A 25,475-nucleotide genomic window follows, 5' to 3' on the forward strand; every position below is an offset into this window, starting at 1 on the left:
CCGGCAGCGTCACCGACATGCTGGCCAAGCTGGGCGAGGGCATCGCGGTCGACGGCATGGAGGCGCTGCTGCCGGTGATGGCGGGTTCGGCCCCGGAGTGCCGGGCGGCCAGCGCGGCGGCCCGCTCCCGCACGCCGTCGGTGAGCAGCAGCTCGCGGCACGCCACCGCGATGACCGTGTCGACCTCGATCTCGGGTATCGAGCGCTGGTCAGCGACGGCGAACATCCGCATCTCGCTGACCTCGTCGCCCCAGAACTCGACGCGCACCGGGTGCTCGGCGGTCGGCGGAAAGACGTCGAGGATCCCGCCGCGCACGGCGAACTCGCCGCGCCGCCCGACCATGTCCACGCGGGTGTAGGCCAGCTCCACCAGCCGGGCGATGACGTCCTCGAAAGCAACCTCCAGACCGACAGTGAGCGTGACCGGCTCCACGGCGCCCAGCCGCGGCGTCATCGGCTGCAGCACCGAGCGCACCGCCGTCACCACCACTTGCAAGGGCGGCCCCAGCCGCGCGTCATCGGGATGAGACAACCGGCGCAGCACCATCATCCGGGCGCCGACGGTGTCGACGCCGGGTGAGAGCCGTTCGTGCGGCAGCGTTTCCCACGACGGAAAGACCGCCACCGCGTCGCCCAGCACGCCGCGCAGTTCGGCGGTCAGGTCGTCGGCCTCGCGCCCGGTCGCGGTGACCACCAGCAGCGGCCCCAGCCGCGCCAGCGCGGTGGCGACGAACAGGCGAGCACTGGCGGGCCCGACCAGGCTCAACTCGGCCGGGCGCGCGGCCGCGCTGTCGATCAGTTGCTGGAACGTCGGCGCCGTCAGCGCCAGGTCCACGAGCCCCGCGATCGGGGTTTCTGGGCGAGCAGGCCCCGGTCCGGTCATGATGAATCCATTCTAGGGGCGCCTAACGACGTCAATATTGGCCCCGGCGGCGTCAAGGGATCGTAAGAAAAGCGGCACCGGACACCGGCCGGGCGCACCTTGAAGTCATGACATTGCTCGACATCCTGCCGTCCCTTGGAAAGGCGGCCCCGCGCCGGTTCGATTCGTCGATCTGGCCCGTCACCACGCGCTCCGACGAGGAGGGCCGCCTGTGCGTCGGCGGCGTGCCCCTGGCCGACATCGCCGACGAGTTCGGCACCCCGACCTACGTGGTCGACGAGGCCGACTTCCGCCTGCGCGCCCGCCGCTACCGCAAGGCGCTGCGCGACTTCAGGGTCGTCTACGCGGGGAAGTCGCTGCTGACGACCGCGGTAGCGCGGTGGGCGCGCGAGGAGGGCCTCGGCGTCGACGTCTGCTCGGCCGGCGAGCTGGCCACCGCCCTGGGCGGCGGCGTGGACCCGGCACGGATCGTCGTGCACGGCAACGCGAAATCGCCGGCCGAACTGCGCGAGGCCGTGCGCGTCGGCGTCGGGCGCATCGTGGTCGATTCGTGCATCGAGATCGCCTACCTCGCCGGCCTGGCGCGGCGACGGCAGCCCGTGCTCGTCCGGGTGACCCCCGACATCGACATCCACGGACACCGCGCCGTCACCACCGGGATCAGCGACCAGAAGTTCGGCTTCACCCTCGCCGGTGACCACGCCTCGGACGCCGCGAAGCGGGTGCTGGCGCACCCCATCCTCGACCTGGTCGGGCTGCACTGCCACATCGGCTCGCAGGTCACCGACCCCGCCCTCTACGGCGAAGCGATTCGCCGGCTGATCGCGGCCATGGCCGACATCCGCGCGCAGCACGGGGTCGTGCTCACCGAGCTGAACATCGGCGGCGGCCACGCCATCCCCTACATATCGGGCGACCGGGAGCTCGACCTCGACGAGCTGGCTCGCGTCATCGACGACGCGCTGGACGAGGCCTGCGCCGCCGAACACTTCCCGCGACCGACCATCGTGGTGGAGCCCGGCCGCGCCATCAGCGGCCGGGCCGGGGTCACGCTGTATCGCGCGTGCTCGGTGAAGACCCAACCGGGCGGGCGCACCTTCGTCGCCGTTGACGGCGGGATGAGCGACAACCCGCGGGTGTCGCTGTACGGCGCGCAATACACCGTCACGCTGGCGAACCGGCACCCGCTGGGCGCCAGGCTGCGCGTCACGGTCGCCGGGCGGCACTGCGAGGCCGGCGACGAGATCGCCCGGGACATCGAGCTGCCGGCCGACGTGCACCCCGGTGACCTGTTGGCCGTGGCCTGCACGGGCGCCTACCACCACAGCATGGCGTCGAACTACAACCTGGTCGGCCGCCCGCCGGTGGTGGCGGTCAACGACGGCCGGGCGCACGCCCTGGTCCGCCGCGAGACGGTCGCGGATCTGCTGGTCCGCGACTGTGGCTAAGCGGCGACCCGCTGCGCCCGGCTACGCCGCGCTTGCGATCACCGCGGGCTAACCCGTCATGGCGTATCCCGCTCGGCGAAGTGGCGTTGCCGCGCCAACAGCGCCGCCGCGCGCTGCTCGGCGGTGACGCGCCGCGACGGGTCGAAGTAGTCGTCGACGCGGTCGATGTCGATCACGGTGGCGGTGGGCGCGGCGGGCTGCTCGGCGGCGGTGGCGCGCCAGGTGACGACCCCGCTTCGGTACCCGCGCGCGTCGAGCCAGTTGTCCACGCCGACGTCCTCGGTGGACAGCAGCACCCGCACCCGGTCGCCGTCGGTGTGCGACTGGCCGAGGTTCAGACTCGTTTGACGGAAGGCGATGTCGATCATCTCGCTCCACCGGTTGGTCAGGCAAATGCCGACATAGGGGCTGCCGCTGGGGATTTGGTAGTCGATCACCAGGGCCTGGCCGTCGGCCAGTTCCCAGGAGATGGGGACGAACCAGGCGCCGGCCATGGCCGACGGCGGCTGCATCGGCGGGATGACGAAGTTCTTCGGCAGCGCCCCGAAGACCCGCGCGGGAATGTCCTTGACCCACATGGTGAACAGGTCGCGCGACGCGGCGAGGTGTTCGTCGAACGCGGCGACGGTCTGCGCCAGTGAGCCGGGGCCTGCCGGTCCGTCCGGGTTGAGGCATTCGATGCGGATGGTGCCCTTGGATTGGCGCTGCCAGTCGCCGTAGGTTTGGTAGCAGCAGAACGACTCGGCTCCCGGCGGAAGCTGAAACCAGTTGGTATCGCGCATTTTTTGGCGGGTGAAGTAGATTTCGAAGGATCCGTCCGCCGCGATGTCCAGGTCCTCGGATTGCGTCTTGACCGCTTGGGCCTGGTCGTCCTTGCCGGCGTAGACGCCGAAGGTGGTCTGCGCCACCGAGCCCAGCCTGCCGTAGACGCGGTAGTCGTGCGCGTCGTCGATACGCGCTGACAGGTACAGGGTGTCGGGGTTGGAGTGGCCCCAGTTCCACGGCGCGTACTGGGCGTTGATCAGCATGGGGCGTGCCGGGTCGCTGCGCAGCTGCAGCCCCATGTACTGAATGTGGCCGATCAAATGCCCGAGAAGCGCACTGGCAGAACCCTCGTCGAGCTCGCCCTGCGCCAGCCCCACCCCGAGCAGCTCGTCGTGCAGTTCCCCGAACCTTCGCCATGCGGCCCGCAGCGCGTCGCTCGCCTGTTCTGTCATGGCTTGCCCTCGATTCCGTAGAAGTCGCGGTAGTACTGCAGTTCCGGCCAAAGCGCCGCGATGTCGAGCCCGTAATCCTCGGCGCGGTAGACGTTGGGCTTGCGGGCGGACCCGCCCCGCTTGGCCATGAACCGGCTCATCTTGCGCCGCACGCCGTCGGTGAGTTCGATGCCGAAATGGTCGTAGATCTCCGCGACGCAGGCCATCGGGTCGCGCACCATGCGGTCCATCGAAAAGTCGACGAATTGGTCTGAGCGGTCGGCGAATTGGCGCCTCAATTCGACGTTGCGGGCGAGCATGCCCCCGGTGCGCCAGCGCATGTAGCGGCCGTGATCGTGCCAGTCGACCCCGTCGGTCACCATCGCGAAGACGGTGCCGGACAACTTGCAGCTGGAGGCGATGACCTCGGTGGGCTCGCGGTAGGTGGTGACGAAGCGTGCGTCGGGGAAGACGTCGAGGATCTTGTCGATGTTGGCCATGTGCGGTGGGGTCTTGAGCAGCCAGCTCTCCCGGGGACGCAGTCCCCCGCTTTGCATGTACTGCAGGAGCAGCTTCTCCTCCTGGTAGACCCAGGTGCGGTCCTGATCGGCCAACCACCGGTCGTAGGCCTGGCAGTTGAACATGACCAGGAACGTCTCGCTGTGAAAGGCGTAGGCGTGCAACAGCGCGCATTCCTGGGCCTCCCACGCGCCGAGCGGGTGCGCGGCGTCGAGATCGGGGGCCAGCGACAGGGTTCGGCGGATCTGCTTCTCGCTGCGCGCGATTCGCGGATCGGTGCGCATGGTGGCCGGATCCAGCGGCGGGTGCAGCTCGTCGCACTCCCAGGTGAGCGGGAAACGGAACCGGTCATCCTGGCTGAGCAGATGATGGGTGATGGTGGTGCCCGTGCGCGGCGCGCCGACGAGGAAGACCGGTTTGGCGATGGCCTCGTCCCGGATCGACGGATTCCGGCGGATGTGCTCCATAACCAGCAGGCGCTGGCGCAACAGGTTGGTGATGTGGGTCGCGGCCAGGATCCGGCCGAAGCCGTTGAGCTTGTCCTCGGAATTGATCGACTCGATGAGCCGGTCCAGGCCCGCTTCGAAGCGGGGATCGCCGAAGTCGGTCAGGCCGCCCGCGCGCCGGCTGGCCCGGTCCATGAGCGCGTACTTGCGCAGCGGCACGGGATGGGCGCCGACGCGGCGCGCGGCGCGATACGCGCCGTTGAGCATGCGAAACGGGAGCGGTCTGGGTGGTGTCTCGATGGCCATAGCGGCGTTCCTCACCGTTGAGCGCGCAGCTGAAATATCTTGGCGGCCTTTCGTTGTGCCCGGTCGTGCAAAACATTACGATCTGAACGTAATGAAATCAACACCTTTCGAGCGCAAAAGTCGCGAGGCCAAGTCGCAGGGGCGGCCCCGCGACGCGCGCATCGACGATGCGGTGCTGCAAGCCACCAACGAACTGCTCGAAGAGATCGGCTATGCCCGGCTGAGCATTCCGTTGGTGGCGACGCGCGCCGGCGCCACGCCGCCCGCCGTGTACCGACGCTTTCCCACCAAGATCGAACTCGTCTTCGCCGCGGTGTTTCCCCCGACGCCACAAGCTCAGTTGCCGCTGACGGGTGATCTGCGGACGGTCGTGCGCAGCCTGCTGGAAGGATCGATCCACCTGTTCAGCCGGCCGGCGGTGCACAGCGCGGTGTCGGGGCTGACGGCCGAACTGCCCTCCGAGCCCGGGTTGTCCGCGCGGCTGCTGGACCGCCTGCAGGGCGGCACCTACGAACGCCTGCAGCGCTACCTCGATCACGCCGCCGCCGAGGGGGCGGCGGCCGACGGCATCGACGCGCGCCTGCTGATGGACATGATCGGCGGCACGGTCATGATGTCGATGGCCACCGAACGCACGCTCGACGATGCCTGGCTCGAGCACAACACCACGCTGATCGTCCGGGGGCTGAGTCGATGAGCGCGGGCCGGCCGATGGAGGTCGTCGCCTCCGCACCGGCCCAGCTGGGCCTGGACGAAATCGGTCCGTGGGCCGCGCGCATGGAGCGCATCGGCTTCGAGGTCGTCCACGTGTCCGAGACCATCCACGACGTATTCACCATCGCGGCAATGGCATTGGCCCACACGACGCGGCTCACCGTGCGGACCAGCATGGCCCTCGCGTTGCCGCGCAGCCCCATGATCACCGCCTACGCGGCCTGGGATCTGGCCCGCTACTCCGACGGCCGCTTCCAACTCGGCCTGGCCTCCCAGGTCCGCGGGAACATCGTCGGACGATTCTCGGTCCCGTGGTCGCAGCCGTCGCTGCGGATGCGGGAGTACATCGAATCGCTGCTTGCGATATTCCACTCCTTCCAGACCGGCGAGCCCCTTGACTACAGCGGGCGGTTCTACCGCTTCGACCGCCTGCAGCCGTATTTCAATCCCGGTCCGATCCAGTGCCCGCCCCCGCAGATCTGGACCGGCGGCGTCAACAAGAAGATGTGCGTTCTGGCCGGTGAAATGTCGGACGGCTTCGTATGTCATCCCACCAACTCGCATCCGTCGATTCTCGCGACGCAGACGCTGCCGTACCTCGCCGAAGGCGCAAAGCACGGTCGCCGCAATCGAACTCCGCTCGCGGTGGTCGCCAATCCGCAACCGCTGATGGCCGCCACCCACGACGAGCTGGCCCGATTGCGGGAGGCCCGGCGATCGGAACTGGCCTTTCTGTACAGCACCCCCGCCTACCGCCGGCAGCTCGAACACTTCGGCTTCGAGGACATCGGCGAGGCGCTCAGCGGCATGGCGCGCCGCAACGAATGGGCCGACCTGCCCGAGCACCTGACCGACGAGGTGATGGATCGGGTTGTGCCGCAAGGCACCTACGACGAAATCCCCGCGGTGCTCGAGCGCTGGTACTCCGGCGTCTGCAGCGGGCTGAGCCTGCCGGTCACCGACGTACCCGACGACGTCCTGACGATGCTGATCGAACGCCTCAAATCCATTCCCACCCTCGGAAGGCGCCAATGAACGCAACACAATCGGCTGTCGCCAAGCAGTGGCGCTTGCACAGGCCGTTCGTCCGGCGCCCACCGAAGAACTTCGCCGGGCAGTACGGGCCGTGGGCGCTCGTGTCCGGTGCCAGTGAGGGCATCGGCGGCGCCTGGGCGGATTACGCTGCCTCCCAGGGCTTGTCGGTCGCGATCGTCGCACGCGATCCCGACAAGCTCGAGAAGAAGCGCCAGGAACTGGTGTCCCGGTTCGGCGTCGAGGTGCTGACCGTCTCCCAGGACCTGGGGGCGGCCGACGCCGTGGAAAACATCGTCGCGGCCGTCGGCGACCGCGAAATCGGGCTGCTGGTCTCCAACGCCGCCCTGGCCACGGTGGGCGGATTCTGGGCCGACGACCTCGAATTCGAGCGGCGCCGGATAAACATCAACTGCGGCAGCCCGTTTGGGCTGACCTACCACTACGGGGCGCTCATGAAGGCGCGCCGTCGCGGCGGCATCGTCCTGATGAGCAGCGGCACGGGGCTGATCGGCAGCCCGTACTACACGCACTACGGCGCGACGAGGGCATACAACATCATTCTCGCCGAAGGGCTCTGGTACGAACTGAAACCCGACAACGTGCACGTGTTGGCCTGCATGGCCGGACTCACCAGTTCGCCGGGGGCCGCCGAGGCGCTCGAGGTCGCACGGGCCAGGGGCAGCCTCATCAACACGCCCGAAGAGAACGTCGAGGAGGCGGTCCTGTATCTCGGCAAGCGGCCCAGCATGCAGGTGGGGGCGCCGAATCGGCGGATGATGTTCGTCGTGACCCGCCTGCTTCCCCGGCCCCTGGGCATCCGGGAAATCGGCAAGCACGCCCTGAACAACTTCCTCGACGGGGTGCGGCCCTAGCGAGCGTTACTCGTCCTGCAGCTTGGGATCCGCTTCCAGGTGGGTCAGGCCGTTCCACATCAGGTTGACCAGGTGCGCGGCGACCACTTCTTTCTTGGGCTCGCGGGTGTCGAGCCACCATTGCGCCGTCATCGACACCGAGCCGACCAGCGCCTGGGCGTACAGCGGCGCCAGGTCCGCGTCCAGGCCGCGGCGGGCGAAGTCACCGGCCAGGATCGAGCTGACCTGGCTGACCGCGTCGTTGAGCAGGCTGGAGTAGGTGCCCGAGCTGATCGCGGCCGGCGAGTCGCGGATCATGATGCGGAAGCCGTCGGTGCGCTCCTCGACGTAGGTGAGCAACGCCAGGGCCACCCGCTCCACCCGCACCCGCGATCGGTTGTTGGTCAGCGACGAGGTGATCATGTCCAGCAGCGCCGACATCTCGCGGTCGACGACGACGGCGTACAGCCCCTCCTTGCCGCCGAAGTGCTCGTAGACGACGGGCTTGGACACGTTGGCGCGCAGCGCGATCTCCTCGATCGAGGTGCCCTCATAGCCGCGCTCGGCGAACAGCGAGCGGGCGATGCCGATGAGCTGCTGGCGGCGATCGCTGCCCGTCATCCGGGCGCGCGCCGGCCGCGCTTCCTTGTCGGGCTCTTTATCGAGAACGGCCACGTCAATCAGCGTATCGGGTCGGCACAACCACGCCGCCGTCCCGCGCACCGTCTAGAGTCTCTTGGTGGCGCGGGCCTACGGGGCTTGCAGTCCGTCGTGGTGTAATCGGCAGCACATCAGATTTTGGTTCTGAGAGTTCAGGTTCGAGTCCTGGCGACGGAGCTCCGCCCGTTTGCCGCGCGAGTGGCCCGTCGGGCAAGTCGTAGGTGACGATGCTTCCAATTACTATTGAGTTTCCTCTGTAGATTTCGGCGGGTTGACGTGCGCGTTTGCTGCGCAACACATCCAGCTCATCGGTAACCGGGAGTTCGGGATGGGGGCTTTCGATGGTTCTCGATGAGCGTCTGCTCGCTCGGGCCGCCACCGTCGATGAGTTGCTTTCCGACGCGTTTGACCAATTGCCCATTCAGAAGGGTGACACCGACCTCGCCGCGCGCCGTCTTGCCGCATGGTGCCGGTCGTCCGCCGGCGGCGACCCAACACTGTTCGCCAGGCGGCTTCAGCGCGACGGACTGTCGATCGAGCACGTGGTCGCAAAATTCGCGGCGGTTCGCCGCAATCCGCGCCTACCGACACCGGGCTGGGTCAAGGACGCAGCTTGGGTCGCCGCAGCGTTGCAGGATCCCCGCGAAACCGCGGCGAACACGATGCTTCCCGAAGCCGGGCAGTGCGCCTTCGCGGACCTGCTGGAACCGGTGGTCGGGGAGGCGGAGCACGTGCTCTGGTCGGGCATGGGCGACAGCGCCCGAGACGCGCTGGACGACGGCGCGCGCGCATGCCTGCGCGGTTCGCTGACAGCGCAGTTGTCGGACCTTTCGGCGCCCGCTCTCTACGACGTGTTTGCCCGCGCCCGCAACGACGGTGCGCCGGGCGGCTGCTATGACCGCTTCGTCCGCACCATGAAGACGACCGGGTGGCGTCAGCTGTTCGAGGACAAACCGGTCCTGTTGCGATTGATGGCCTCGCTCACCCGACAGTGGATCGACGCGTCACGGGAGCTGATCAAGCGGCTGGATGCCGATCTGCCGGCGATTCGCCGCGACTTGCTGGGGGAGAGCACATCTGGCCCGTCCTGCCGGGCAATCAGCATCGACACCGGCCTCTCCGACCGGCACAACTTCGGCCGCACCGTGACGATCATCGGCTTTCAGGACGGCTCGCAGGTCGTGTACAAACCCAAGGATTTGGGGGTCGACGCAGCGTGGCATGCGCTGACCGAAAGACTGAACTGCCTTGCCCCCGTCGAGCTGCGGGCCGCCCGCGTGCTGCCACGACAAGGTTACGGCTGGACGGAGTTCATCGATCACACGAGTTGTGCCGATCGACAGGGCTTTCAGCGATACTTCCGGCGCGCGGGCGCATGGCTGGCGCTGTTCCACTGCTTCGCCAGCGTCGACATGCATCAGGAGAACATCATCGCGAGCGGCGAGCATCCGGTGCCGATCGATCTGGAGATGATTTTGCAGGCCGCCGAACCGTGGGGCGACACAGCCACCGCCGGCGATCGGGACGCATTCGAGGCGGCGACGCTGAAGGTCATGAATTCGGTAGTCATGGTCGGTGTCCTTCCGACCTACAGCTGGGATTCCAATGAGACCTTCTCGATGGGCGGAGTGATCTCGAATTCCGTTCCGCGGACCGCACTCACATGGACAGACGTCAATTCCGACACGATGCGGCCCGCGAAAGTTGTCCAGACCGAGTCGACCATCCCGAACCTGCCCCATATCGACGGGTGTCATTCTCGGCTCGGCGGTTATGTCGACGACCTCACATCCGGGTTCCGCGACTACGCGAAGTTTCTTTCCCAGCAGCGCCCGGACGACCTGTTGGACGGCTTCGGCGGCCTGCCGATCCGTAAGGTCGTCCGGCCAACGAGGTTCTACGGCATGCTGTTGCAGCATCTGGGAGATCACCGCGCCATGGCCGACGGCGTCGCGTGGTCCGCTCAGGCCGACTTCGCCGCTCAACTGGCGGACTGGGAGCAGGACATCGACCCGACCTGGCCCTTGCTGCGCGCCGAACGCGCCGCTGTCGTGGACTTGAACGTTCCACATTTTGTGATGGCAAGCGACGGCCACAGGATCCACGACGCGCACGGCACCTCAATCCCGGCGCGGTCAACACCGGGTCTCGATCGAGCGCGTGCCCGCCTGCGCTCCCTCGATGACGAGGAAATCGCCTGGCAGACCGAGCTCATCCGGCAGAGCACCGCCACGCTCGGGCCAGCCGAACCCGTCCCGCTTGTCCCCGCGATCGGGCAGTGCGACCAGGATGCGACCGCCACCTTCACCGGCGCAGCCGACGCGGCGGCCCGAACGCTCTCGGAGCATGCGGTGCGCAAGGGGACGAGTGCGGCGTGGATCGGTCTCGACTGGCTTGGCGAGTCCGAGTTGTCACAGCTGGTCGTGCTCGGTCCCGACCTCTACAAGGGCACGTGCGGCATCGCGCTGTTCCTTGCCGCGCACGCCGCCGTCACAGGCTCCACCTCCTCAAAAACCCTTGTGGACGCTGGGCTGCGGCGGCTGCGGGGATTCCTGCGAGGATCCAACCCGGGGCGCGTCGCTCGCCAGGTCGGGCTGGGCGGTGGCCTTGGTGTCGGATCGATCGTGTACGGGCTCGCGGTCATCTCGACGCTCCTCGATGATGACGATGCGCTCCTGGACGCGCACGCCGCGGCGGAGACGATTACCCCGGAAGCTATTTCAGCTGATCGTCAGCTTGACGTCCTGGGCGGCAGTGCCGGCGCCATCCTCGGTCTGCTCCGGCTATATCGCCAGACCGGATCCGGCGACGTACTCGAGCGGGCGACCAACTGCGGGAGGCATCTGCTTGCCCAACAGCGTGTGGGGCCCGCGGGCCGGCGCAGCTGGGCGCCGCCAGGTTCCGCCGGCCCTCTCAACGGCATGTCGCACGGCGCGGCGGGTTACGCCTACGCTTTGGCGTCGCTGGCCTCGGCCACCGGATATGACGAGTTCGCAAGCGCCGCAATCGAATGCATCGCCTTCGAGAACGCCTCCTTCGACACCCACACCAGCAATTGGCCCGACCTACGCGGTGTCGGTGCCGTCGGGGGAGCCCGATGGTGTTATGGCGCTCAAGGAATCGGGTTGGCGCGGGCCGCCATGACCAGACACCCGGTACCGTCGGTCGGAGTCGTCCGCGCCGACATCGAGAACGCCGTCGCGGGTACGGAGCACGGATGGCCGGGCGCAACCGACACGCTGTGCTGCGGCGCGCTCGGCAGCATCGAGTTCCTCTGGGAGGCCGGCGGCATCCTCGGGCGCGACGATCTCTGCGAGCGGGCCTCGCAGCGGCTGCTGTCAGTCATCGAAACCGCCCGGTCGAGCGGCGACTACCGGTGGACCGGCGGGACGACCGACCGCTTCAATCTTGGTCTTTTCCGCGGCATCGCGGGCGTCGGCTACACGGCGTTGCGGCGAATCAAGCCCTCGCTGCCCAACGTCTTGATCTGGGAATGAATGGGTCGAGCCGGCCATCCTCGGGAGGCCGTGGCACCACGGCAGGGGCGAACACGCCGACCGGCCCTGCCGCACCGCCGCCTAAACTCATCTCTTGGAATAGCAGCAACGCACGCTCGCGAGCCCCGCGACCAGCCAGTAGGGGGACGGTTGATGGCCTTTCGTGGTGACACCGCGGTCCTGGTCCTCGCGGCCGGACCCGGCACCCGGATGCGGTCCGACACCCCGAAGGTGCTGCACACGATCGGCGGCCGCAGCATGCTGTCGCATTCCCTGCACGCGATCGCCAAGGTCGCACCCCAGCACCTGGTCGTGGTCCTCGGCCACGATCACGAGCGCGTCGCGCCGCTGGTCGGCGAGCTCGCCGAGACGCTGGGCCGCTCGATCGACGTGGCGCTGCAGGACCGGCCGCTGGGCACCGGCCACGCCGTCCTGTGCGGCCTGTCCGCCCTGCCGGACGACTACGCCGGCATCGTCGTCGTCACCTCCGGCGACACCCCGCTGCTGGACTCCGACACCCTGGCCGGCCTGATCGCCACCCACACCGCCGAGTCGGCCGCGGTCACCGTGCTCACCACCACACTGAGCGATCCGGTCGGCTATGGCCGCATCCTGCGCACCCAGGACAACGAGGTGATGGCGATCGTCGAGCACACCGACGCGACGCCCTCGCAGCGCGAGATCCGCGAGGTCAACGCCGGTGTCTACGCCTTCGACGTCGCGGCGCTGCGCTCGGCGCTGGGCCGGCTGAGCTCCAACAACGCCCAGCGGGAGCTCTACCTGACCGACGCGGTCGCGATCCTTCGCGGCGACGGCCTCGCCGTGCGGGCCCAGCACGTCGCCGACAGCGCGCTGGTGGCCGGCGTCAACAACCGCGTCCAGCTGGCCGAGCTGGGCGCCGAGCTGAACCGCCGGATCGTCGCCGCCCACCAGATGTCCGGCGTGACCGTGGTCGACCCGGCCACTACCTGGATCGACGTGGACGTGACGATCGGCCGGGACACGGTCATCCACCCCGGCACCCAGCTGCTGGGCCGCACCCGGGTCGGCGGTCACTGCGTCGTCGGCCCCGACACCACCCTGACCGACGTCACCGTCGGCGACGGCGCGTCGGTGGTGCGTACCCACGGCACGTCCTCGTCGATCGGGGACGGCGCCACGGTCGGCCCGTTCACCTACCTGCGACCCGGGACCGTGCTGGGGGCCGACGCCAAACTCGGCGCGTTCGTCGAGGCCAAGAACTCGGTGATCGGGACGGGCACCAAGGTTCCGCACCTGACCTACGTCGGCGACGCCGACATTGGCGAGCACAGCAACATCGGCGCATCCAGCGTGTTCGTCAACTACGACGGCGAAACCAAGCGGCGCACCACCATCGGGTCGCACGTGCGCACCGGGTCGGACACCATGTTCGTCGCCCCGGTCACCGTCGGCGACGGGGCCTACACCGGCGCCGGGACGGTGGTGCGCGACGACGTCCCCCCGGGGGCGCTGGCGGTGTCCGCGGGACCGCAACGCAACATCGAGGGCTGGGTGCAGCGCAAGCGGCCGGGCAGCGCGGCGGCCGAGGCCGCGGAACGGGCTGCCGGTAAGGCGGCCGACGAAAATTCCGAGAATTCGGGGCCTGAATAGACACCGTGAGTTTGGTCCCTGGCAACCCGGCCACATTTCCGTACGATTCGCTACGTACGATGGGGCTTCCATTTCGATCCCGAGGCAGGGCAGTGCGTTGAGCCACGACTGGACCGATAATCGCAAAAATTTGATGCTTTTCTCGGGCCGCGCGCATCCCGAGCTGGCCGAACAGGTCGCCAAGGAACTCGACGTCCACGTCACGGCGCAGACGGCCCGGGAATTCGCCAACGGCGAGATCTTCGTGCGGTTCCACGAGTCGGTGCGCGGCTGCGACGCCTTCGTCCTGCAATCCAACCCCGCGCCGGTCAACAACTGGCTGATGGAACAGCTGATCATGATCGACGCGCTCAAGCGGGGCAGCGCCAAGAGGATCACCGCCGTCATGCCCTTCTACCCCTACGCGCGGCAGGACAAGAAGCACCGCGGACGCGAGCCCATCTCCGCGCGGCTGGTCGCCGACCTGCTCAAGACCGCCGGCGCCGACCGGATCGTGACCGTCGACCTGCACACCGACCAGATCCAGGGTTTCTTCGACGGGCCGGTCGACCACATGCGCGCGCAGAACCTGCTGACCGGCTACATCAAGGACAACTACCCGGACGGCAACATGGTGGTGGTCTCCCCCGACTCCGGCCGGGTGCGCATCGCCGAGAAATGGGCCGACGCGCTCGGCGGAGTTCCGCTGGCCTTCATCCACAAGACCCGCGACCCGCGGGTGCCCAACCAGGTGGTCTCCAACCGCGTCGTCGGCGAGGTCGAGGGCCGCACCTGCGTCCTGATCGACGACATGATCGACACCGGCGGCACCATCGCCGGCGCGGTGAACCTGCTGCGCGAAGACGGCGCCAGCGACGTGGTGATCGCGGCGACCCACGGCGTGCTCTCCGACCCGGCCGCCGAGCGGCTGGCGTCGAGCGGCGCGCGGGAGGTCATCGTCACCAACACGCTCCCGATCGGCGAGGAGAAGCGTTTCCCGCAGCTCACCGTCCTGTCCATTGCGCCGCTGCTGGCCAGCACCATCCGCGCCGTTTTCGAAAACGGCTCCGTCACGGGGCTTTTCGACGGAGACGCGTAGATGGCCGATACCGTCATCTACCACAACCCGAAGTGCAGCACCTCCCGCAAGACCTTAGATCTTTTGCGGGACAACGGAATTGAACCGACCATCGTTCAGTACCTGAAAACCCCGCCGTCACGCGCGGAGCTGGCGCGCATGATCCGCGACGCCGGCATCGAGGTGCGTGCCGCGGTGCGCAAGCGCGAACCGCTGTATGCCGAACTCGATCTCGCCGACGCGACCGACGACGAGTTGCTCGACGCCATGGCCGAACACCCGATCCTGATCGAGCGGCCTTTTGTCGTCACACCGAAGGGCACCAGGCTGGCGCGGCCGGTCGATGCCGTGCACGAGATTCTGTGAAGCGCTCGACCGCCGCAGTGGTGCTGGTCGCGCTGAGCATGCCCGTGGCGGCGTGCTCGCCCCCGAAAGCCCCTGACTACCAGTCGATCCTGACGCGGAGCTCGACGACCAGCGCCGCCCCCACCACGACGGAGAAGCCCGTCCCGCTGTCGCAGTACCTGCAGAACATCGGCGTCACCGGCCAACAGGTGGCGCCGGGATCGCTGCCCGATCTGAACGTGTCGATACCGACGCCGCCGGGCTGGTCGCTGGCGAACAACCCGAACATCGCCAAGGAGACCGTGATGATCTCGCACGGCGGCAAATATCCGACCGCGCGGCTGGTGGTCTTCAAATTGCACGGGGACTTCGACCCGGCGCAGGTCGTCAAGCACGGCAACGACGATGCGCAGCTGTTCGAGAACTTCAAGCAGCTGGACGCCTCCACGGATAACTACAACGGCTTTCCGTCGTCGATGATCCAGGGCAGCTACGACGTCGAGGACCAGCGGCTGCACAGCTGGAACCGGATCGTCATCGCCACCGGGTCGCCGCCCGCGAAACAGCGATACCTGGTCCAGCTGACCATCACCAGCCTGGCCAACCAGGCGGCCGCCGAGTCGACCGACATCGAGGCGATCATCCACGGGTTCGTCGTCGCCGCCAAGTAGGCTGCGACGCCCTGTCACTAAGCTCATCAGCCATGACGAACTGGACCGCCGCAGACCTGCCGTCGTTCGCCGGGCGCACCGTGATCATCACCGGCGCCAATAGCGGGCTGGGCGCGGTGACGGCCCGCGAGCTGGCCGGCAAGGGCGCCAAGATCGTCATGGCCGTCCGCAACACGGGCAAGGGCGAGGCCGCCGCGAAACAGATCACCGGCTCCCAAACCGGCCACGTCGAGGTGCGCCCCCTCGACCTGCAGGACCTCTCGTCGGTGCGCCGGTTCGCCGACGGCGTGGACGGGGTCGACGTGCTGATCAACAACGCCGGCATCATGGCCGCCCCCTACGCGCTGACGGCCGACGGATTCGAGAGCCAGATCGGCACCAACCACCTCGGTCACTTCGCGCTGACCAACCTGCTGCTGCCCAAGCTGACCGACCGCGTGGTCACGGTGTCGTCGATGGCGCACTGGCCGGGACGGATCAACTTCGACGACCTGAACTTTAAGAACCGCCGCTACTCTCCCTGGCTGGCCTACAGCCAGTCGAAGCTGGCCAACCTGCTGTTCACCAGCGAGCTGCAGCGACGGCTCGACTCGGCCGGTTCGCCGCTGCGGGCGCGGGCGGCCCATCCCGGCTACTCGCACACCAACCTGCAGGGCGCGTCAGGCCGCAAGGTCGGCGACGCGCTGATGTCGGCCGCCACCCGGGTGGTGGCCACCGACGCCGATTTCGGCGCCCGGCAGACCCTCTACGCGGCGTCGCAGGATTTGCCGGGCGACACGTTCATCGGCCCGCGATTCGGCTGGGTTGGCCGGACGCAGCCCGTCGCCCGCAGCCGGCGCGCCCAGGACGCGGCCGCGGCCGCCAGGCTGTGGGAGCTCTCCGAGCAGCTCACCGGCACCAAATTCCCGCTGTAGGGCTTTTGAGTGTGAACTGAGGGCTTTCAGTGTGTGCTGGGGGCGGAAATCCCGTCACATTCGCGCCCTGGCGCACCACGCAAAGCCGTCAATGCACACTCAACGGCCAACCCCGGAGCAAGCGGCCCGCCGACTGGGCGGCGGCGCGTTGAGTGTGAACTGAGGGCTTTCAGTGTGTGCTGAAGGCGCGATTTCGGCCGATTTTCAACCCTGGCGCACCACTCAAAGCCGTCAATGCACACTCAACGGCCAACCCGGGAACAAGCGACCCGCCGACTAGGGGGCGGGCGCGTTGAGTGTGAACTGACGGCTTCAGTGTGTGTTGAGGGCGCGATTCCGGCCGATTTTCGGCCCTGCTGCACCACGCAAAGCCGTCAATGCACACTCTCGAATTTCCGCTCCCAGGCGCAAATGCGCTAACCTGACCGGGCGTCACGGCGAGGGTGGCTGGCTGGCCAGCACCGTTATCGACGGAGACCGACTTCAAAGTCGCGACCTTTGCCGTGCTCCCGACCCAGGTATTGAGCACATAGGAGCGACACGATGGCCAAGTCCGCAGTCAACCAGCTGAAGGTGGCGGTGCGAGCCGAGACCGGCAAGGGCGCGTCCCGCCGGGCCCGCCGCGAGGGCAAGATTCCCGCCGTCCTCTACGGTCACGGCGCCGCACCCCAGCACTTGGAACTTCCCGGGCACGACTACGCGGCAGTGCTGCGGCACTCGGGCACCAACGCGGTGCTGACCCTCGACATCGCGGGCAAGGAGCAGCTGGCGCTGACCAAGGCGCTGGACATCCACCCGATCCGCCGCACCATCCAGCACGCCGACCTGGTGGTCGTGCGCCGCGGCGAGAAGGTGCACGTGGAGGTCAACGTCGTCGTCGAGGGCGAGGCCGGCCCCGACACCCTGGTCACCCAGGAGACGAACACCATCGAGATCGAGGCCGAGGCCATGTCGATACCCGAGCAGCTGACCGTGTCCGTCGAGGACGCCCCGCCGGGCACCCAGTTCACCGCCGGGCAGATCACGCTGCCCAGCGGCGTCAGCCTGGTGTCCGACCCGGACATGCTGGTGGTCAACGTGGTGAACGCCCCGACCGCCGCGGACCTCGCGGAAGAGGGCGCCGGCGAGGCGGCCGAAGGCGAGGCGGCGGCTCCCGAGGCCGAAGAGGGCGGCGAGGCCGAGGCCTCCGCCGACGAGTCCGAGTAGGCGGCCCCCGACGTGGCCGAACCGCTATTGGTGGTCGGCCTGGGCAACCCCGGAGACAACTACGCGCGCACCCGGCACAACCTCGGGTTCATGGTCGCCGACCTGCTCGCCGCGCGGCTGGGTTCGAAGTTCAAGGCGCACAAGCGTTCCGGCGCCGAAGTTGTCAGCGGCCGGTTGGCCGGGCACTCGGTGCTCGTGGCCAAGCCGCGCTGCTTCATGAACGAGTCGGGCCGCCAGGTGGGGCCGCTGGCGAAGTTCTACTCGGTGGCCCCGGCCGACATCATCGTCATCCACGACGAACTCGATCTCGAGTTCGGCCGCATCCGGCTCAAGCTCGGCGGCGGCGAAGGCGGCCACAACGGGGTGCGCTCGGTGGTTGCGGGGTTGGGCACCAAGGACTTTCAGCGGGTTCGCATCGGGATCGGGCGTCCACCGGGGCGCAAGGACCCGGCGGCGTTCGTGCTGGAGAACTTCACCGCGGCCGAGCGCGCCGAGGTGCCGACGATTTGCGAGCAGGCCGCCGATGCCACCGAGGCGCTCATCGAGCTCGGGCTCGAGCCTGCGCAGAACCGCGTCCACGCCTGGTAGGCGCGGGCTACCTCGGCAGCATGTCCTTCCACGACGTCGGCGTCGCCCCGGCAGCCAAGTCGGATTGTTGGAACAGTTGGCCGCCGGGCGCCATGTAGGTGCCGGTGCGCGGGTCGTATTGCGCGACCGCCACAGACGGATTCGCCGAGGGCCCAGCCGTCGTCAACGAGCTCGGAGCGGCGTCCGGCGGCGTTCCCGACGGCGAAGCCCCCGGCGGCAGCGCCGTCCCGTCCACCGGGCCGAAGATACGGTCGTGGACCGTGACCCGATCGTCCGGCGGGATGCCCTGCGATATCAGGTTCGGATCCAGCGGATAGGGGCCGAGCACATGTTGGCGCATGGCCAGCGGTTCGTACGGCTTGTCGCTGTCACAGATCTGGACGGTCGGCGCGCGCTTGCCCGGCTTACCCATGCATGGGTAGTTGCGTGCCCCCCGCACCGAGATGGGGGAATCCTGAGGCAGTTTGCAGTACAACCCATCTGGAGTATCGATCGTGGTGGTGTCGGCGGGCGAACGCCACGATGAGGGCGGCAGAAACCCGGCGGTGCACGGCGGCGGGTCTGCGACGCTGATCGCGAACTCGCCCAGCGCCATGCCGGTCGGATTGTTGCTCGACAACCCGGAGGCCTGCAACGACGCGATCACCGGCGGCAACAACACCAATAGCTGCTCGAGCGACGGGTTATATGTCACCAGAATCTGACCCACCGTGGTGAGGTTCGCCAGCAGGACCGGCAGTGTCGGCTTGATCTGGTCGAGCAGGCGAGAAACCTCGTTGGCGGCGCCCGGCCCGGCCTTCAGTACCGTGCGCAATTCCCCATCGTCAGCGACCAGCGTGTGCGTCACACCGGCCAGGCTGCGCGCCCAGGTGCGAATGGAGTCCGTGGTAGCGGCTTGTGAATCCAGCAGCGGCACAGCATCATCCACCAGCGTCCGGGTCCGATCCGCGACGGCGCTGGCGTCCCGGCTCACCCGGGCCGAAGAGTCCAGCAGGGAACCCAGGTCGAAGCCGGCCCCGTTGAGCCCCTTGAACGACTCGTCGAGCAACGCGCTCATCTTGTCCTTGGGAATGCTGTTGATCAGCGCGCTGACCTTGTTCAGCATCGGCCCTACGGCTTGGGGAATCGTCGTGCGCTCAACCGGAATGACCGAGCCGTCCTCGAGGTAGGGCCCCGCGTTGTGCCGCGGACGCAGGTCCACGTATTGCTCCCCCACCGCCGAGACACTGCGTACCTCCGCCCGCAGATCGGCGGGAATCCTCGGCGACGTGTCAAGCGACAGCGTCGCCCGCACCCGATCGGGCTGCAATTCGACCGCGGTGACCTTGCCCACCTGCACGCCCCGATAGGTGACATTGGCGAACCGGTATATCCCTCCGCCGGAAGGTAGTTCGAGCCGCACGGTGATGTGGTCGATGCCCAGCAGCGTCGGCGCCTGGATGTAGACCAGCGCCATCGAGACGACCGCAACGATCGACACGATCGTGAAGATCGTCAGCTGGATCTTGATCAGACGCGTCAGCATCAGCCGCCCGCTTGATCTTTCGGCGGAAAATCGGTAGGCACAGGAACGCCGGCGGTCGGCCCCGTCGGACCCGGTTCGGCCCCGCCCGGGACGGGCGTCGACCCGCCCGCGGTAGCCGGAACGGGCTGCGGCGGCTGCAAAGGCGCGCCCAGCGGATCGTGCGTGTAGTTCAAATATTCCGGCTCTCCCGGTGCTGGAACCAACGGGGCGCCGACCTGACCCCAACGAGTGCCGAGCAGCAATGTCCGCTTGAGCCGGGGAAGCGTGAGATCGGCGACCAAGAACATGTTCATGTAGTCACCCCTAACACCGCGGTCGATCAGATTCTGGCCGTACGGGAAGGTCGTCGCCCAGGCCAGTGCGGCAGCCAGATCCGGACCGATGTCGGCGAGCGCCTTGATCGTCGGCTCCAGATTCTTCAGGTTGCGCACCAAATCGTCGCGGGTGTCGGTGACGAGCCCGGTTGCCGTGTCTCCGAAGACCCGCAACTTGTCCAGCGCCGCCGTGAGGCGCGGTCGCTCGCGTATCAACACATCCAGTGCCGGGGGAATCTTTTGCAACGTCTGCGTGATCACGTCGCGCTGCCCGGCGAGCGTGTCGGTGAGGCGGTTCAGGTCTCCGATGACTCCAATGAGGTTGTCGCGCTGGGCGTCCAGGGTCCCGACGAAATTGTCAAGCCGGGTCAGCAAATCGCGGATCTGGTCCTCATGCCCGGACATCGCGTCGCTGAAGTTGTGGACGATGTCGCCGATTTGCCCCAGTCCTCCGGCGTTGATCACCACCGACAGCGACGAAAGGGTCTGCTCCGTCGACGGGTAGGTCGATGACCTGTTCAGCGGGATGGTGGATCCGGGTTGCAACCGGCCGGTCGGCGCCTGGCCCGGCGGCGGATTCAGCTCGAGGTGCATGGATCCCAACAGGCTGGTCTGCCCCACCCGGGCCACCGCGTTCGCGGGCACCACGACGGAGGGTTTCACCGAGATGGCGACATCGGCGTGCCAGTCGTGGAAGGTCATGTGGTCGACGCTTCCGACAATCACGTCGTTGAGCATCACCGGCGAATTCGCCTCCAGCGTACTGACATTCGCCAACTCGACATGGTAGGTGGCGGCGCCGGGCCCTCGCCCCACCGTGCCGGGAAGCGGAAGCGAGTTCAATCCCTGGAACGCGCAGCCGGTTGCGGTGAGCAGGAGGAAGCCACCGACGGCGAGCGCCCGGCCCGCTGGCCGTGATCGGGTCACGGCTGAGCCCCGCCCAGCAGCATGTCCTGGAGGTTCGCGGGTGCGCGTGCGGGAATGTCCTGCGGCACAGTCCCGGTGGCCGTCGTGGGCGGCGGCTCGGGTTGTGCCAGTCCCGGTATGCGTGCCAGTGGCGGCGGTGGCAGCGCCGCGGGCGGCACGTCGCCCGGCAGCCCGACGTAGGCGGACACCGCAGGCGGCTGCACGGGCAACATGGGTTTCGGGCCCTCGCCGCCGGGCGCCAGTCGTGGCTCGGAATAGATGATGTTGTCGGGGTTTGCCGACTTCATCAGGACCAGGCTCGTCGGAATGGGCGGGTAGTTGACGCTGATCGTTTGGAGCGCGGGCCCGAGATATTGGGCACACAGCTTTCCCGTCTCGCCGGCGGTGACGTTTTCGAGCGCTCCGATCTGTGCGCAGATGAACTGCAGCGGATTCGAGAAGTTGTTGAGCACGATGGATCCGATGGTGTCACCGGTGTCGGGGTTATAGGCGTTGTAGAAATTGGCGAATGCGTTCGGGGCGACGTGCAAGAGGTTCTCGAGGTCGGTGCGATGGTCGACGAGGTTCTGCGTGACGTCGGCCAATCGCCGGATTTGTTCGGAAGCCTGGTCACGGCTTCCGGAGACGAATCGTTGCACGTCGCCGACCACGGTCGACAGATCGGTCAAGGCGGCGTCCAGGTCTGACTTGCTGTCGTCGAGCACGCTGGTAAGCGTGGCGAGCCGATCCTCGAACGAGACGACCTGCTGGTTGCTGTCACGCAGTGCCGTGACGAAGACCTGCAGATTGTTGATGATGTCGACGATGTTGCCGCTGCCGTTGGCAAGGATCCTACCCACGCCGGAAAGCTGCGCCAGCGTCCGGCGCATCTTGTCGCCGTTGTCACTCAGCGCGTTGGCGGCGCTGTCGATGAACCGCGCCAGCGACGGCGTCGACACTTGACTGTTAGGTCCCAAATCGGTTGCGAGGCGCGTTAGTTGGGCCTTCACCTCATCCCATTCGACCGGCACCGCGGTGCGTTCGACGGGAATGACGGCGCCGTCGCGCATCGTCGGGGTGCCCCCGCGGTGCGCCGACGCAAGCTGGACATAACGCGCGGAAACCAAATTCTGCGCGACGATTACCGCCTTGGCGTCCGCGGGGATGCGCACGTCGTGGTCGACGTTCATGGTGATTCCGACCAGGTCGCCCTCCGGGCGGATCGACTTGATCTCACCGATTTTGACGCCCGCGACGCGCACCTGGTCACCCGGATAGATCGCGGTCGCGGTAGTGAAGTAGGCCGTGATCGTCTTGGGATGCCAGAATGACTGATAGGCAAGGACAGTCGCGCCCCCAATACCCAGTCCGGCCAACACGACGGCCACGCACAGCACCAGCCTGTTCCGCGACATCAGTGTGGTCCCTCTGGAATCCCATTGTGCGGGAAGGGGAATAATGCACGCGGGCCGGCGTTGTCCGGCGGCTGCCCGGGGATGTTGCCCCTGCGGAAGCCCCACAAATAATCCATGAACGGCTGTATGAACGCGGGCGGCATGATATTCGGCGTGAACGACTGGTAGTAGAACCCGCTAGACACCGCTTCCCCCTGGGTGACCTCGTATTTGGCCAGGCCCGGAAGGGCTTTGGCGATGTTGTCGCGGTTCTTCTCCAGGACGGCCGTCACCGAATTGAGCTTCTGCAGCATCGGGGCCAACGTCTTTTCGTTGTCGTGCACCAGCCCGGACAGCTGCTTGGCCATCGCCGATATGTTTGCCAGCAAGTCGACGATCGTCCGGCGCCGCCGGGCCAGAACGTCGAGCAGGTCGTTGGTGTTGAGGATCAACCGGTTCACCTGCTGGCTGCGTTCGGAAAGAATGCCGGTCAGGGCGCCGGCGTCCTTGAGAACCTCACCGAGCGTCTTGTTGCGGCCGTTCAACGACTCCGACAGCCGGGTCAGGCCGTCGAACATCGGCCCCAGTTGCGGTGCGACCCGGTCGATCGTCGCCGACAACGTGTCGAGCGATTGGTTGAGCGATGCGGTGTCGGTCCCCGCGAGATTCGTCGTGAGTTCGCTGACCGATTCGGTGAGGGAGTACGGCGACGAGGTGCGCGAGACCGGGATGACGTCGGACGGGCGCAGCGTCCCGGTGCCAGCCGTGTCGAGGGTCAGCACCCGCTGGCCCAACAGCGAACCCGTCCTGATGTGTGCGGTGCTGTTCGACCCGAGCCGAACTTTTCCGTCGACGGTGAAGGTGACCAACACATCTTCGTCGCGCAGCGCGATGTCGGATACCTCGCCGACCTTGATGCCCGATGCCGTCACATCGTTGTCGACCTCGAGCCCACCCGCCTCGGTGAACAACGCCCGGTAGCGGACGTCGGTCGCCAGCGAGATCAATTGCTGCGGTTGCAGGCCGACGGCGATGACGAGCACGACGAGGGCAAAGCCGATGAATCCGGCCCGCGCGAGGTGAGCACCGCGGTACTTACGCATTGGGTTCCGCACACCTCCCGCCGGTTTGCTTGAGCCAGGGGAACACCGCGGTTCGGCCCTGCAGATCGGAGACCCGGACCGTCATCCCGCAGATGTAAAACTGGATGAAGCTGCCGTACGCGCCGAGTCGTACGAGTTTGCGGTAGTTCTCCGGCGCCTTCTGCAGGGCCGCGTCGATCTGGTCTTTGCCCTGATCGAGCAATGGCGCCAGGCGACTGAGTTGCTCCACGGTGCCGGCCAGCGGCGGCCGTCCTTGCCGCAGCAGGTCGGCGATGGACGCCGTCCCGTTGTCCAGCGATTCGATCGCGGCGCCGATTGGGTCGCGGTCTTGGGAGAGGCCGGTGGTCAACCGCTCCAGCCGGTCGATGGCGCCGGAGAACTTGTCGCCATCCCGGACGAGCGTGGCGAGCACCGTGTGCATGTTGTCGATGAGATTTTCGACCGTTCGGTTGTTGTCGGCCAAGGCATTCGAGAACGATGAGGTCTTCGAGAAGACGGAGTCCAGGGTGTCGCCCTCACCCTGGAAGACTCGCACCAACGACGAGGTGAGCGCGTTCACGTCTTGCGGGTTGAGGCCCTGGATAACGGGTTTCAAGCCGCCCAGGAGGAGATCGAGGTCGAGCGCGGGCGCCGTGCGGTCGATCGGGATCTGCGCCCCGGGCGGCAGCACCCGGCTCGATCCCGGCCCGTCGATCAGTTCCAGGTAGCGATCCCCGACCAGGTTGAGATAGCGGACCGCCGCCTTCGTGCCCGTGGTCAGCGCGACTCCGCGATCGGCATCGAACTTCACCAAGACGGTGGTGTTCGTGCGCAATTCGACGCTGTCGACCGTTCCGACCCGGATGCCGGCCGCGCGCACCGAGTCGCCGGGTTTGAGGCGCGACACGTCGGCGAACACCGCGGAATAGCCGGTGGTGGCGCTCGTGCGGTACTGACCGAAGATGAAGAACAGAGCCGCGGTCAGCGTCACCATCACGGCGGCGAAGACCCCGAATTTGAGCACCGTCGCTCGCGCCGAGCCGCTCACCCGGGCTGCCCGACCTGAGCGGAGTTGCGCGGCGGCCCGTCGATCGGCCCGTAGAGCAATTGCTTGAGCCCGTCGGCGTTGAGCAGTATCCCCTGGTTTCCGTACTGCCAGGGGTTGGCGCCCACGTCGGTGACCAAGAACGGCGGAGCGGTTCCGGGAGAGACCGCCGGCAGGTGCTGGTCCTGGCAATGCGGACCTCCCGTGGCCGCCACCTTGGGCAGGTGGCCCGGGTACCGATAACGTTCGAGCGCCGACGTGAAACTGACCGAAACCACAACGCCGGGATCGCCGGGCGGCGGGTTCTTGGATATCGGCACCATCCCGGCCAGCGCGCAGTTCAGCGCTTCGTGGTAGTCGTTGGTCGTGTCGGTGGTCGGCACCAACAGGTGAACAACATCGGTCAGCGCGCCCCGGTTGCCGCCCACGACGTCGTTTCCGATGTCTCCCAGCCCGATCGCGCTGATCAGCAGTGCATCGAGGTTGGCTTGTTCGTCGACGATGGTCTGACTTATCCGGGTCGCGTTGCCGGCGACCTCGACGAGGTCGTGGGCCCCATCCGCGTAGGCGCCGAACGCCTTTCGCGACGCGGCGATGTCGTGGCCCAGGTTGGCAAGGCCCGGGTCCAGCTTGGCCAGGAAAGAATCCAGGTCGGCGAGCATCTGGCCGATCTGGTGACCGCGCCCGTTGAGCGCCGCGGCGAGCGCACCCAATGTCTCGTTGAGTTTCTCCGGTTCGATCTTCGACAGTGCCGACGTGAGTTCCTCGAACACCGTATTGATCTCCACCGTGACGCTTTTGGCATCGAGCACCTGTCCGGCGTGCAGCATCTCCGTCGAGGGTTCCGCCGGCGGAATCAGCTGGACGAACTTGGCGCCGAACACCGTCGTAGAGGCGATGTCGACCAGCACGTTGGCCGGTATCAGACGTAGCTTCGCCGGATCGATCGCCAGGCGAAGCGCCGCTTGGCCATCCGGCCGCTCCTCTATCGAGGAAACCGTTCCGACCTGCACCTCACGCAATTTCACCTTCGCGTCTGGATTCATCACCAACCCGGCGCGCTGTGACAGCACGGTGATCGGCACAGTCTCGACGAAATCCCCGCGGAACGCCCCCGCGGTGACGGCGATGAGCCCGGCAATCGCCGCCAGAGTCAGCAGGCCCATCAGCGGACGGACGACCCCCGACATTAATTCCCTCGCCGGCACAAGTAGAAGTGGGTCGGGGAGCTGGCGATCGGC

21 protein-coding genes, 1 tRNA gene and 1 pseudogene are annotated in these 25,475 nt (G+C 67.3%); 13 read left to right on the forward strand and 10 right to left on the reverse strand.

Features of this window, described 5'->3' with window-relative positions; genetic code table 11:
- A pseudogene (locus A9X00_RS10740) lies at positions 1–883 on the reverse strand (transcription-repair coupling factor); the annotation flags it as partial.
- Positions 884–990: 107 nt separating this feature from the next.
- Between A9X00_RS10740 and lysA the strand changes: the two are divergent.
- Entirely contained in the window at positions 991–2,331 is a 1,341-nt protein-coding gene (gene lysA / locus A9X00_RS10745; protein WP_067152716.1) for a diaminopimelate decarboxylase, read from the forward strand.
- 56 nt (positions 2,332–2,387) lie between these two features.
- On the opposite strand, the gene A9X00_RS10750 is transcribed toward lysA, so the two are convergent.
- Positions 2,388–3,548 carry a DUF1214 domain-containing protein gene (locus A9X00_RS10750; protein ID WP_067152718.1) on the reverse strand — a complete coding sequence of 387 codons (1,161 nt, stop codon included), beginning with the start codon at positions 3,546–3,548 and terminating at the stop codon, positions 2,388–2,390.
- The gene (locus A9X00_RS10755) at positions 3,545–4,798 is read right to left on the reverse strand and encodes a sulfotransferase (RefSeq protein WP_067152720.1); all 1,254 of its coding nucleotides are present in this window, start codon (positions 4,796–4,798) and stop codon (positions 3,545–3,547) included. The genes A9X00_RS10750 and A9X00_RS10755 overlap by 4 nt, the downstream gene beginning before the upstream one ends.
- On the opposite strand from A9X00_RS10755, the gene A9X00_RS10760 reads away from it, so the two are divergent.
- From A9X00_RS10760 to A9X00_RS10770, 3 genes are read left to right on the forward strand one after another with little or no spacing between them, the layout of a single operon-like run.
- The gene (locus tag A9X00_RS10760; protein WP_232006759.1) at positions 4,791–5,495 is read left to right on the forward strand and encodes a TetR/AcrR family transcriptional regulator; all 705 of its coding nucleotides are present in this window, start codon (positions 4,791–4,793) and stop codon (positions 5,493–5,495) included. The genes A9X00_RS10755 and A9X00_RS10760 overlap by 8 nt on opposite strands.
- Positions 5,496–5,509: 14 nt before the next feature.
- Positions 5,510–6,547 (forward strand): TIGR03617 family F420-dependent LLM class oxidoreductase, encoded by a 1,038-nt coding sequence (locus tag A9X00_RS10765; RefSeq protein ID WP_067152803.1) that lies wholly within the window; start codon positions 5,510–5,512, stop codon positions 6,545–6,547.
- Positions 6,548–6,582: 35 nt separating this feature from the next.
- Positions 6,583–7,419, forward strand: coding sequence for an SDR family oxidoreductase (locus A9X00_RS10770; protein WP_197515130.1), 837 nt, complete (start codon positions 6,583–6,585; stop codon positions 7,417–7,419).
- A gap of 6 nt (positions 7,420–7,425) precedes the next feature.
- On the opposite strand, the gene A9X00_RS10775 is transcribed toward A9X00_RS10770, so the two are convergent.
- Positions 7,426–8,019 carry a TetR/AcrR family transcriptional regulator gene (locus tag A9X00_RS10775; protein WP_142282191.1) on the reverse strand — a complete coding sequence of 198 codons (594 nt, stop codon included), beginning with the start codon at positions 8,017–8,019 and terminating at the stop codon, positions 7,426–7,428.
- Positions 8,020–8,163: 144 nt separating this feature from the next.
- Between A9X00_RS10775 and A9X00_RS10780 the strand changes: the two genes are divergently transcribed.
- The 9 genes from A9X00_RS10780 (at position 8,164) to pth (ending at position 17,968) form a co-directional block, all read left to right on the forward strand.
- Positions 8,164–8,235, forward strand: a tRNA-Gln gene (locus tag A9X00_RS10780).
- A 164-nt stretch (positions 8,236–8,399) separates the two neighbouring features.
- On the forward strand, positions 8,400–11,555 hold the full coding sequence (locus A9X00_RS10785; protein WP_067152725.1) for a type 2 lanthipeptide synthetase LanM family protein: 3,156 nt from the start codon (positions 8,400–8,402) through the stop codon (positions 11,553–11,555).
- A 153-nt stretch (positions 11,556–11,708) separates the two neighbouring features.
- On the forward strand, positions 11,709–13,187 hold the full coding sequence (gene glmU / locus A9X00_RS10790) for a bifunctional UDP-N-acetylglucosamine diphosphorylase/glucosamine-1-phosphate N-acetyltransferase GlmU (protein ID WP_067152727.1): 1,479 nt from the start codon (positions 11,709–11,711) through the stop codon (positions 13,185–13,187).
- 97 nt (positions 13,188–13,284) lie between these two features.
- A complete protein-coding gene (locus A9X00_RS10795) occupies positions 13,285–14,265 on the forward strand; it encodes a ribose-phosphate diphosphokinase (RefSeq protein ID WP_067152729.1) in 981 nt (326 codons plus the stop codon).
- Positions 14,266–14,610, forward strand: a complete 345-nt coding sequence (gene arsC / locus A9X00_RS10800; protein WP_067152730.1) for an arsenate reductase (glutaredoxin) — start codon at positions 14,266–14,268, stop codon at positions 14,608–14,610. It begins immediately after the preceding gene.
- Positions 14,611–14,648: 38 nt separating this feature from the next.
- On the forward strand, positions 14,649–15,260 hold the full coding sequence (locus A9X00_RS10805) for an LpqN/LpqT family lipoprotein (RefSeq protein WP_067152805.1): 612 nt from the start codon (positions 14,649–14,651) through the stop codon (positions 15,258–15,260).
- A 32-nt stretch (positions 15,261–15,292) separates the two neighbouring features.
- Positions 15,293–16,174, forward strand: coding sequence for an oxidoreductase (locus A9X00_RS10810; RefSeq protein WP_067152732.1), 882 nt, complete (start codon positions 15,293–15,295; stop codon positions 16,172–16,174).
- A gap of 543 nt (positions 16,175–16,717) precedes the next feature.
- Complete coding sequence (locus A9X00_RS10815) at positions 16,718–17,380, forward strand: 50S ribosomal protein L25/general stress protein Ctc (protein WP_067152734.1); 663 nt, start codon at positions 16,718–16,720, stop codon at positions 17,378–17,380.
- Between the two features lie 12 nt (positions 17,381–17,392).
- Positions 17,393–17,968 carry an aminoacyl-tRNA hydrolase gene (gene pth, locus A9X00_RS10820; RefSeq protein WP_067152736.1) on the forward strand — a complete coding sequence of 192 codons (576 nt, stop codon included), beginning with the start codon at positions 17,393–17,395 and terminating at the stop codon, positions 17,966–17,968.
- Positions 17,969–17,975: 7 nt separating this feature from the next.
- On the opposite strand, the gene A9X00_RS10825 is transcribed toward pth, so the two are convergent.
- From A9X00_RS10825 to A9X00_RS10850, 6 genes are read right to left on the reverse strand one after another with little or no spacing between them, the layout of a single operon-like run.
- The gene (locus tag A9X00_RS10825; RefSeq protein ID WP_067152738.1) at positions 17,976–19,493 is read right to left on the reverse strand and encodes an MCE family protein; all 1,518 of its coding nucleotides are present in this window, start codon (positions 19,491–19,493) and stop codon (positions 17,976–17,978) included.
- On the reverse strand, positions 19,493–20,683 hold the full coding sequence (locus A9X00_RS10830) for an MCE family protein (protein ID WP_067152807.1): 1,191 nt from the start codon (positions 20,681–20,683) through the stop codon (positions 19,493–19,495). Before A9X00_RS10830 ends, A9X00_RS10825 begins: the two co-directional genes overlap by 1 nt.
- Positions 20,684–20,730: 47 nt before the next feature.
- Positions 20,731–22,128, reverse strand: a complete 1,398-nt coding sequence (locus tag A9X00_RS10835) for an MCE family protein (protein WP_067152740.1) — start codon at positions 22,126–22,128, stop codon at positions 20,731–20,733.
- Positions 22,128–23,210 carry an MCE family protein gene (locus tag A9X00_RS10840; RefSeq protein WP_067152742.1) on the reverse strand — a complete coding sequence of 361 codons (1,083 nt, stop codon included), beginning with the start codon at positions 23,208–23,210 and terminating at the stop codon, positions 22,128–22,130. The genes A9X00_RS10835 and A9X00_RS10840 overlap by 1 nt, the downstream gene beginning before the upstream one ends.
- Positions 23,203–24,237 (reverse strand): MCE family protein, encoded by a 1,035-nt coding sequence (locus A9X00_RS10845; RefSeq protein WP_067152744.1) that lies wholly within the window; start codon positions 24,235–24,237, stop codon positions 23,203–23,205. Before A9X00_RS10845 ends, A9X00_RS10840 begins: the two co-directional genes overlap by 8 nt.
- Complete coding sequence (locus tag A9X00_RS10850; protein ID WP_369830739.1) at positions 24,234–25,400, reverse strand: MCE family protein; 1,167 nt, start codon at positions 25,398–25,400, stop codon at positions 24,234–24,236. Before A9X00_RS10850 ends, A9X00_RS10845 begins: the two co-directional genes overlap by 4 nt.
- Positions 25,401–25,475 lie beyond the last annotated feature (75 nt).

Origin of the sequence: Mycobacterium sp. 1245805.9, assembly GCF_001672915.1 — a bacterium.
Taxonomy (GTDB): domain Bacteria; phylum Actinomycetota; class Actinomycetes; order Mycobacteriales; family Mycobacteriaceae; genus Mycobacterium.

What these genes read in the sequence shown, in the direction of transcription:
- A9X00_RS10785 (WP_067152725.1), top strand. Translation starts at nt 8,400, where the DNA reads ATGGTTCTCGATGAGCGTCTGCTCGCTCGGGCCGCCACCGTCGATGAG.
- A9X00_RS10835 (WP_067152740.1), bottom strand. Translation starts at nt 22,128, where the DNA reads ATGTCGCGGAACAGGCTGGTGCTGTGCGTGGCCGTCGTGTTGGCCGGA.
- A9X00_RS10760 (WP_232006759.1), top strand. Translation starts at nt 4,791, where the DNA reads ATGGCCATAGCGGCGTTCCTCACCGTTGAGCGCGCAGCTGAAATATCT.
- arsC (WP_067152730.1), top strand. Translation starts at nt 14,266, where the DNA reads ATGGCCGATACCGTCATCTACCACAACCCGAAGTGCAGCACCTCCCGC.
- A9X00_RS10815 (WP_067152734.1), top strand. Translation starts at nt 16,718, where the DNA reads ATGGCCAAGTCCGCAGTCAACCAGCTGAAGGTGGCGGTGCGAGCCGAG.
- A9X00_RS10850 (WP_369830739.1), bottom strand. Translation starts at nt 25,400, where the DNA reads ATGGGCCTGCTGACTCTGGCGGCGATTGCCGGGCTCATCGCCGTCACC.
- A9X00_RS10825 (WP_067152738.1), bottom strand. Translation starts at nt 19,493, where the DNA reads ATGCTGACGCGTCTGATCAAGATCCAGCTGACGATCTTCACGATCGTG.
- A9X00_RS10805 (WP_067152805.1), top strand. Translation starts at nt 14,649, where the DNA reads ATGCCCGTGGCGGCGTGCTCGCCCCCGAAAGCCCCTGACTACCAGTCG.
- A9X00_RS10810 (WP_067152732.1), top strand. Translation starts at nt 15,293, where the DNA reads ATGACGAACTGGACCGCCGCAGACCTGCCGTCGTTCGCCGGGCGCACC.
- A9X00_RS10755 (WP_067152720.1), bottom strand. Translation starts at nt 4,798, where the DNA reads ATGGCCATCGAGACACCACCCAGACCGCTCCCGTTTCGCATGCTCAAC.
- glmU (WP_067152727.1), top strand. Translation starts at nt 11,709, where the DNA reads ATGGCCTTTCGTGGTGACACCGCGGTCCTGGTCCTCGCGGCCGGACCC.
- A9X00_RS10765 (WP_067152803.1), top strand. Translation starts at nt 5,510, where the DNA reads ATGGAGGTCGTCGCCTCCGCACCGGCCCAGCTGGGCCTGGACGAAATC.
- lysA (WP_067152716.1), top strand. Translation starts at nt 991, where the DNA reads ATGACATTGCTCGACATCCTGCCGTCCCTTGGAAAGGCGGCCCCGCGC.
- A9X00_RS10750 (WP_067152718.1), bottom strand. Translation starts at nt 3,548, where the DNA reads ATGACAGAACAGGCGAGCGACGCGCTGCGGGCCGCATGGCGAAGGTTC.
- A9X00_RS10775 (WP_142282191.1), bottom strand. Translation starts at nt 8,019, where the DNA reads ATGACGGGCAGCGATCGCCGCCAGCAGCTCATCGGCATCGCCCGCTCG.
- A9X00_RS10840 (WP_067152742.1), bottom strand. Translation starts at nt 23,210, where the DNA reads ATGCGTAAGTACCGCGGTGCTCACCTCGCGCGGGCCGGATTCATCGGC.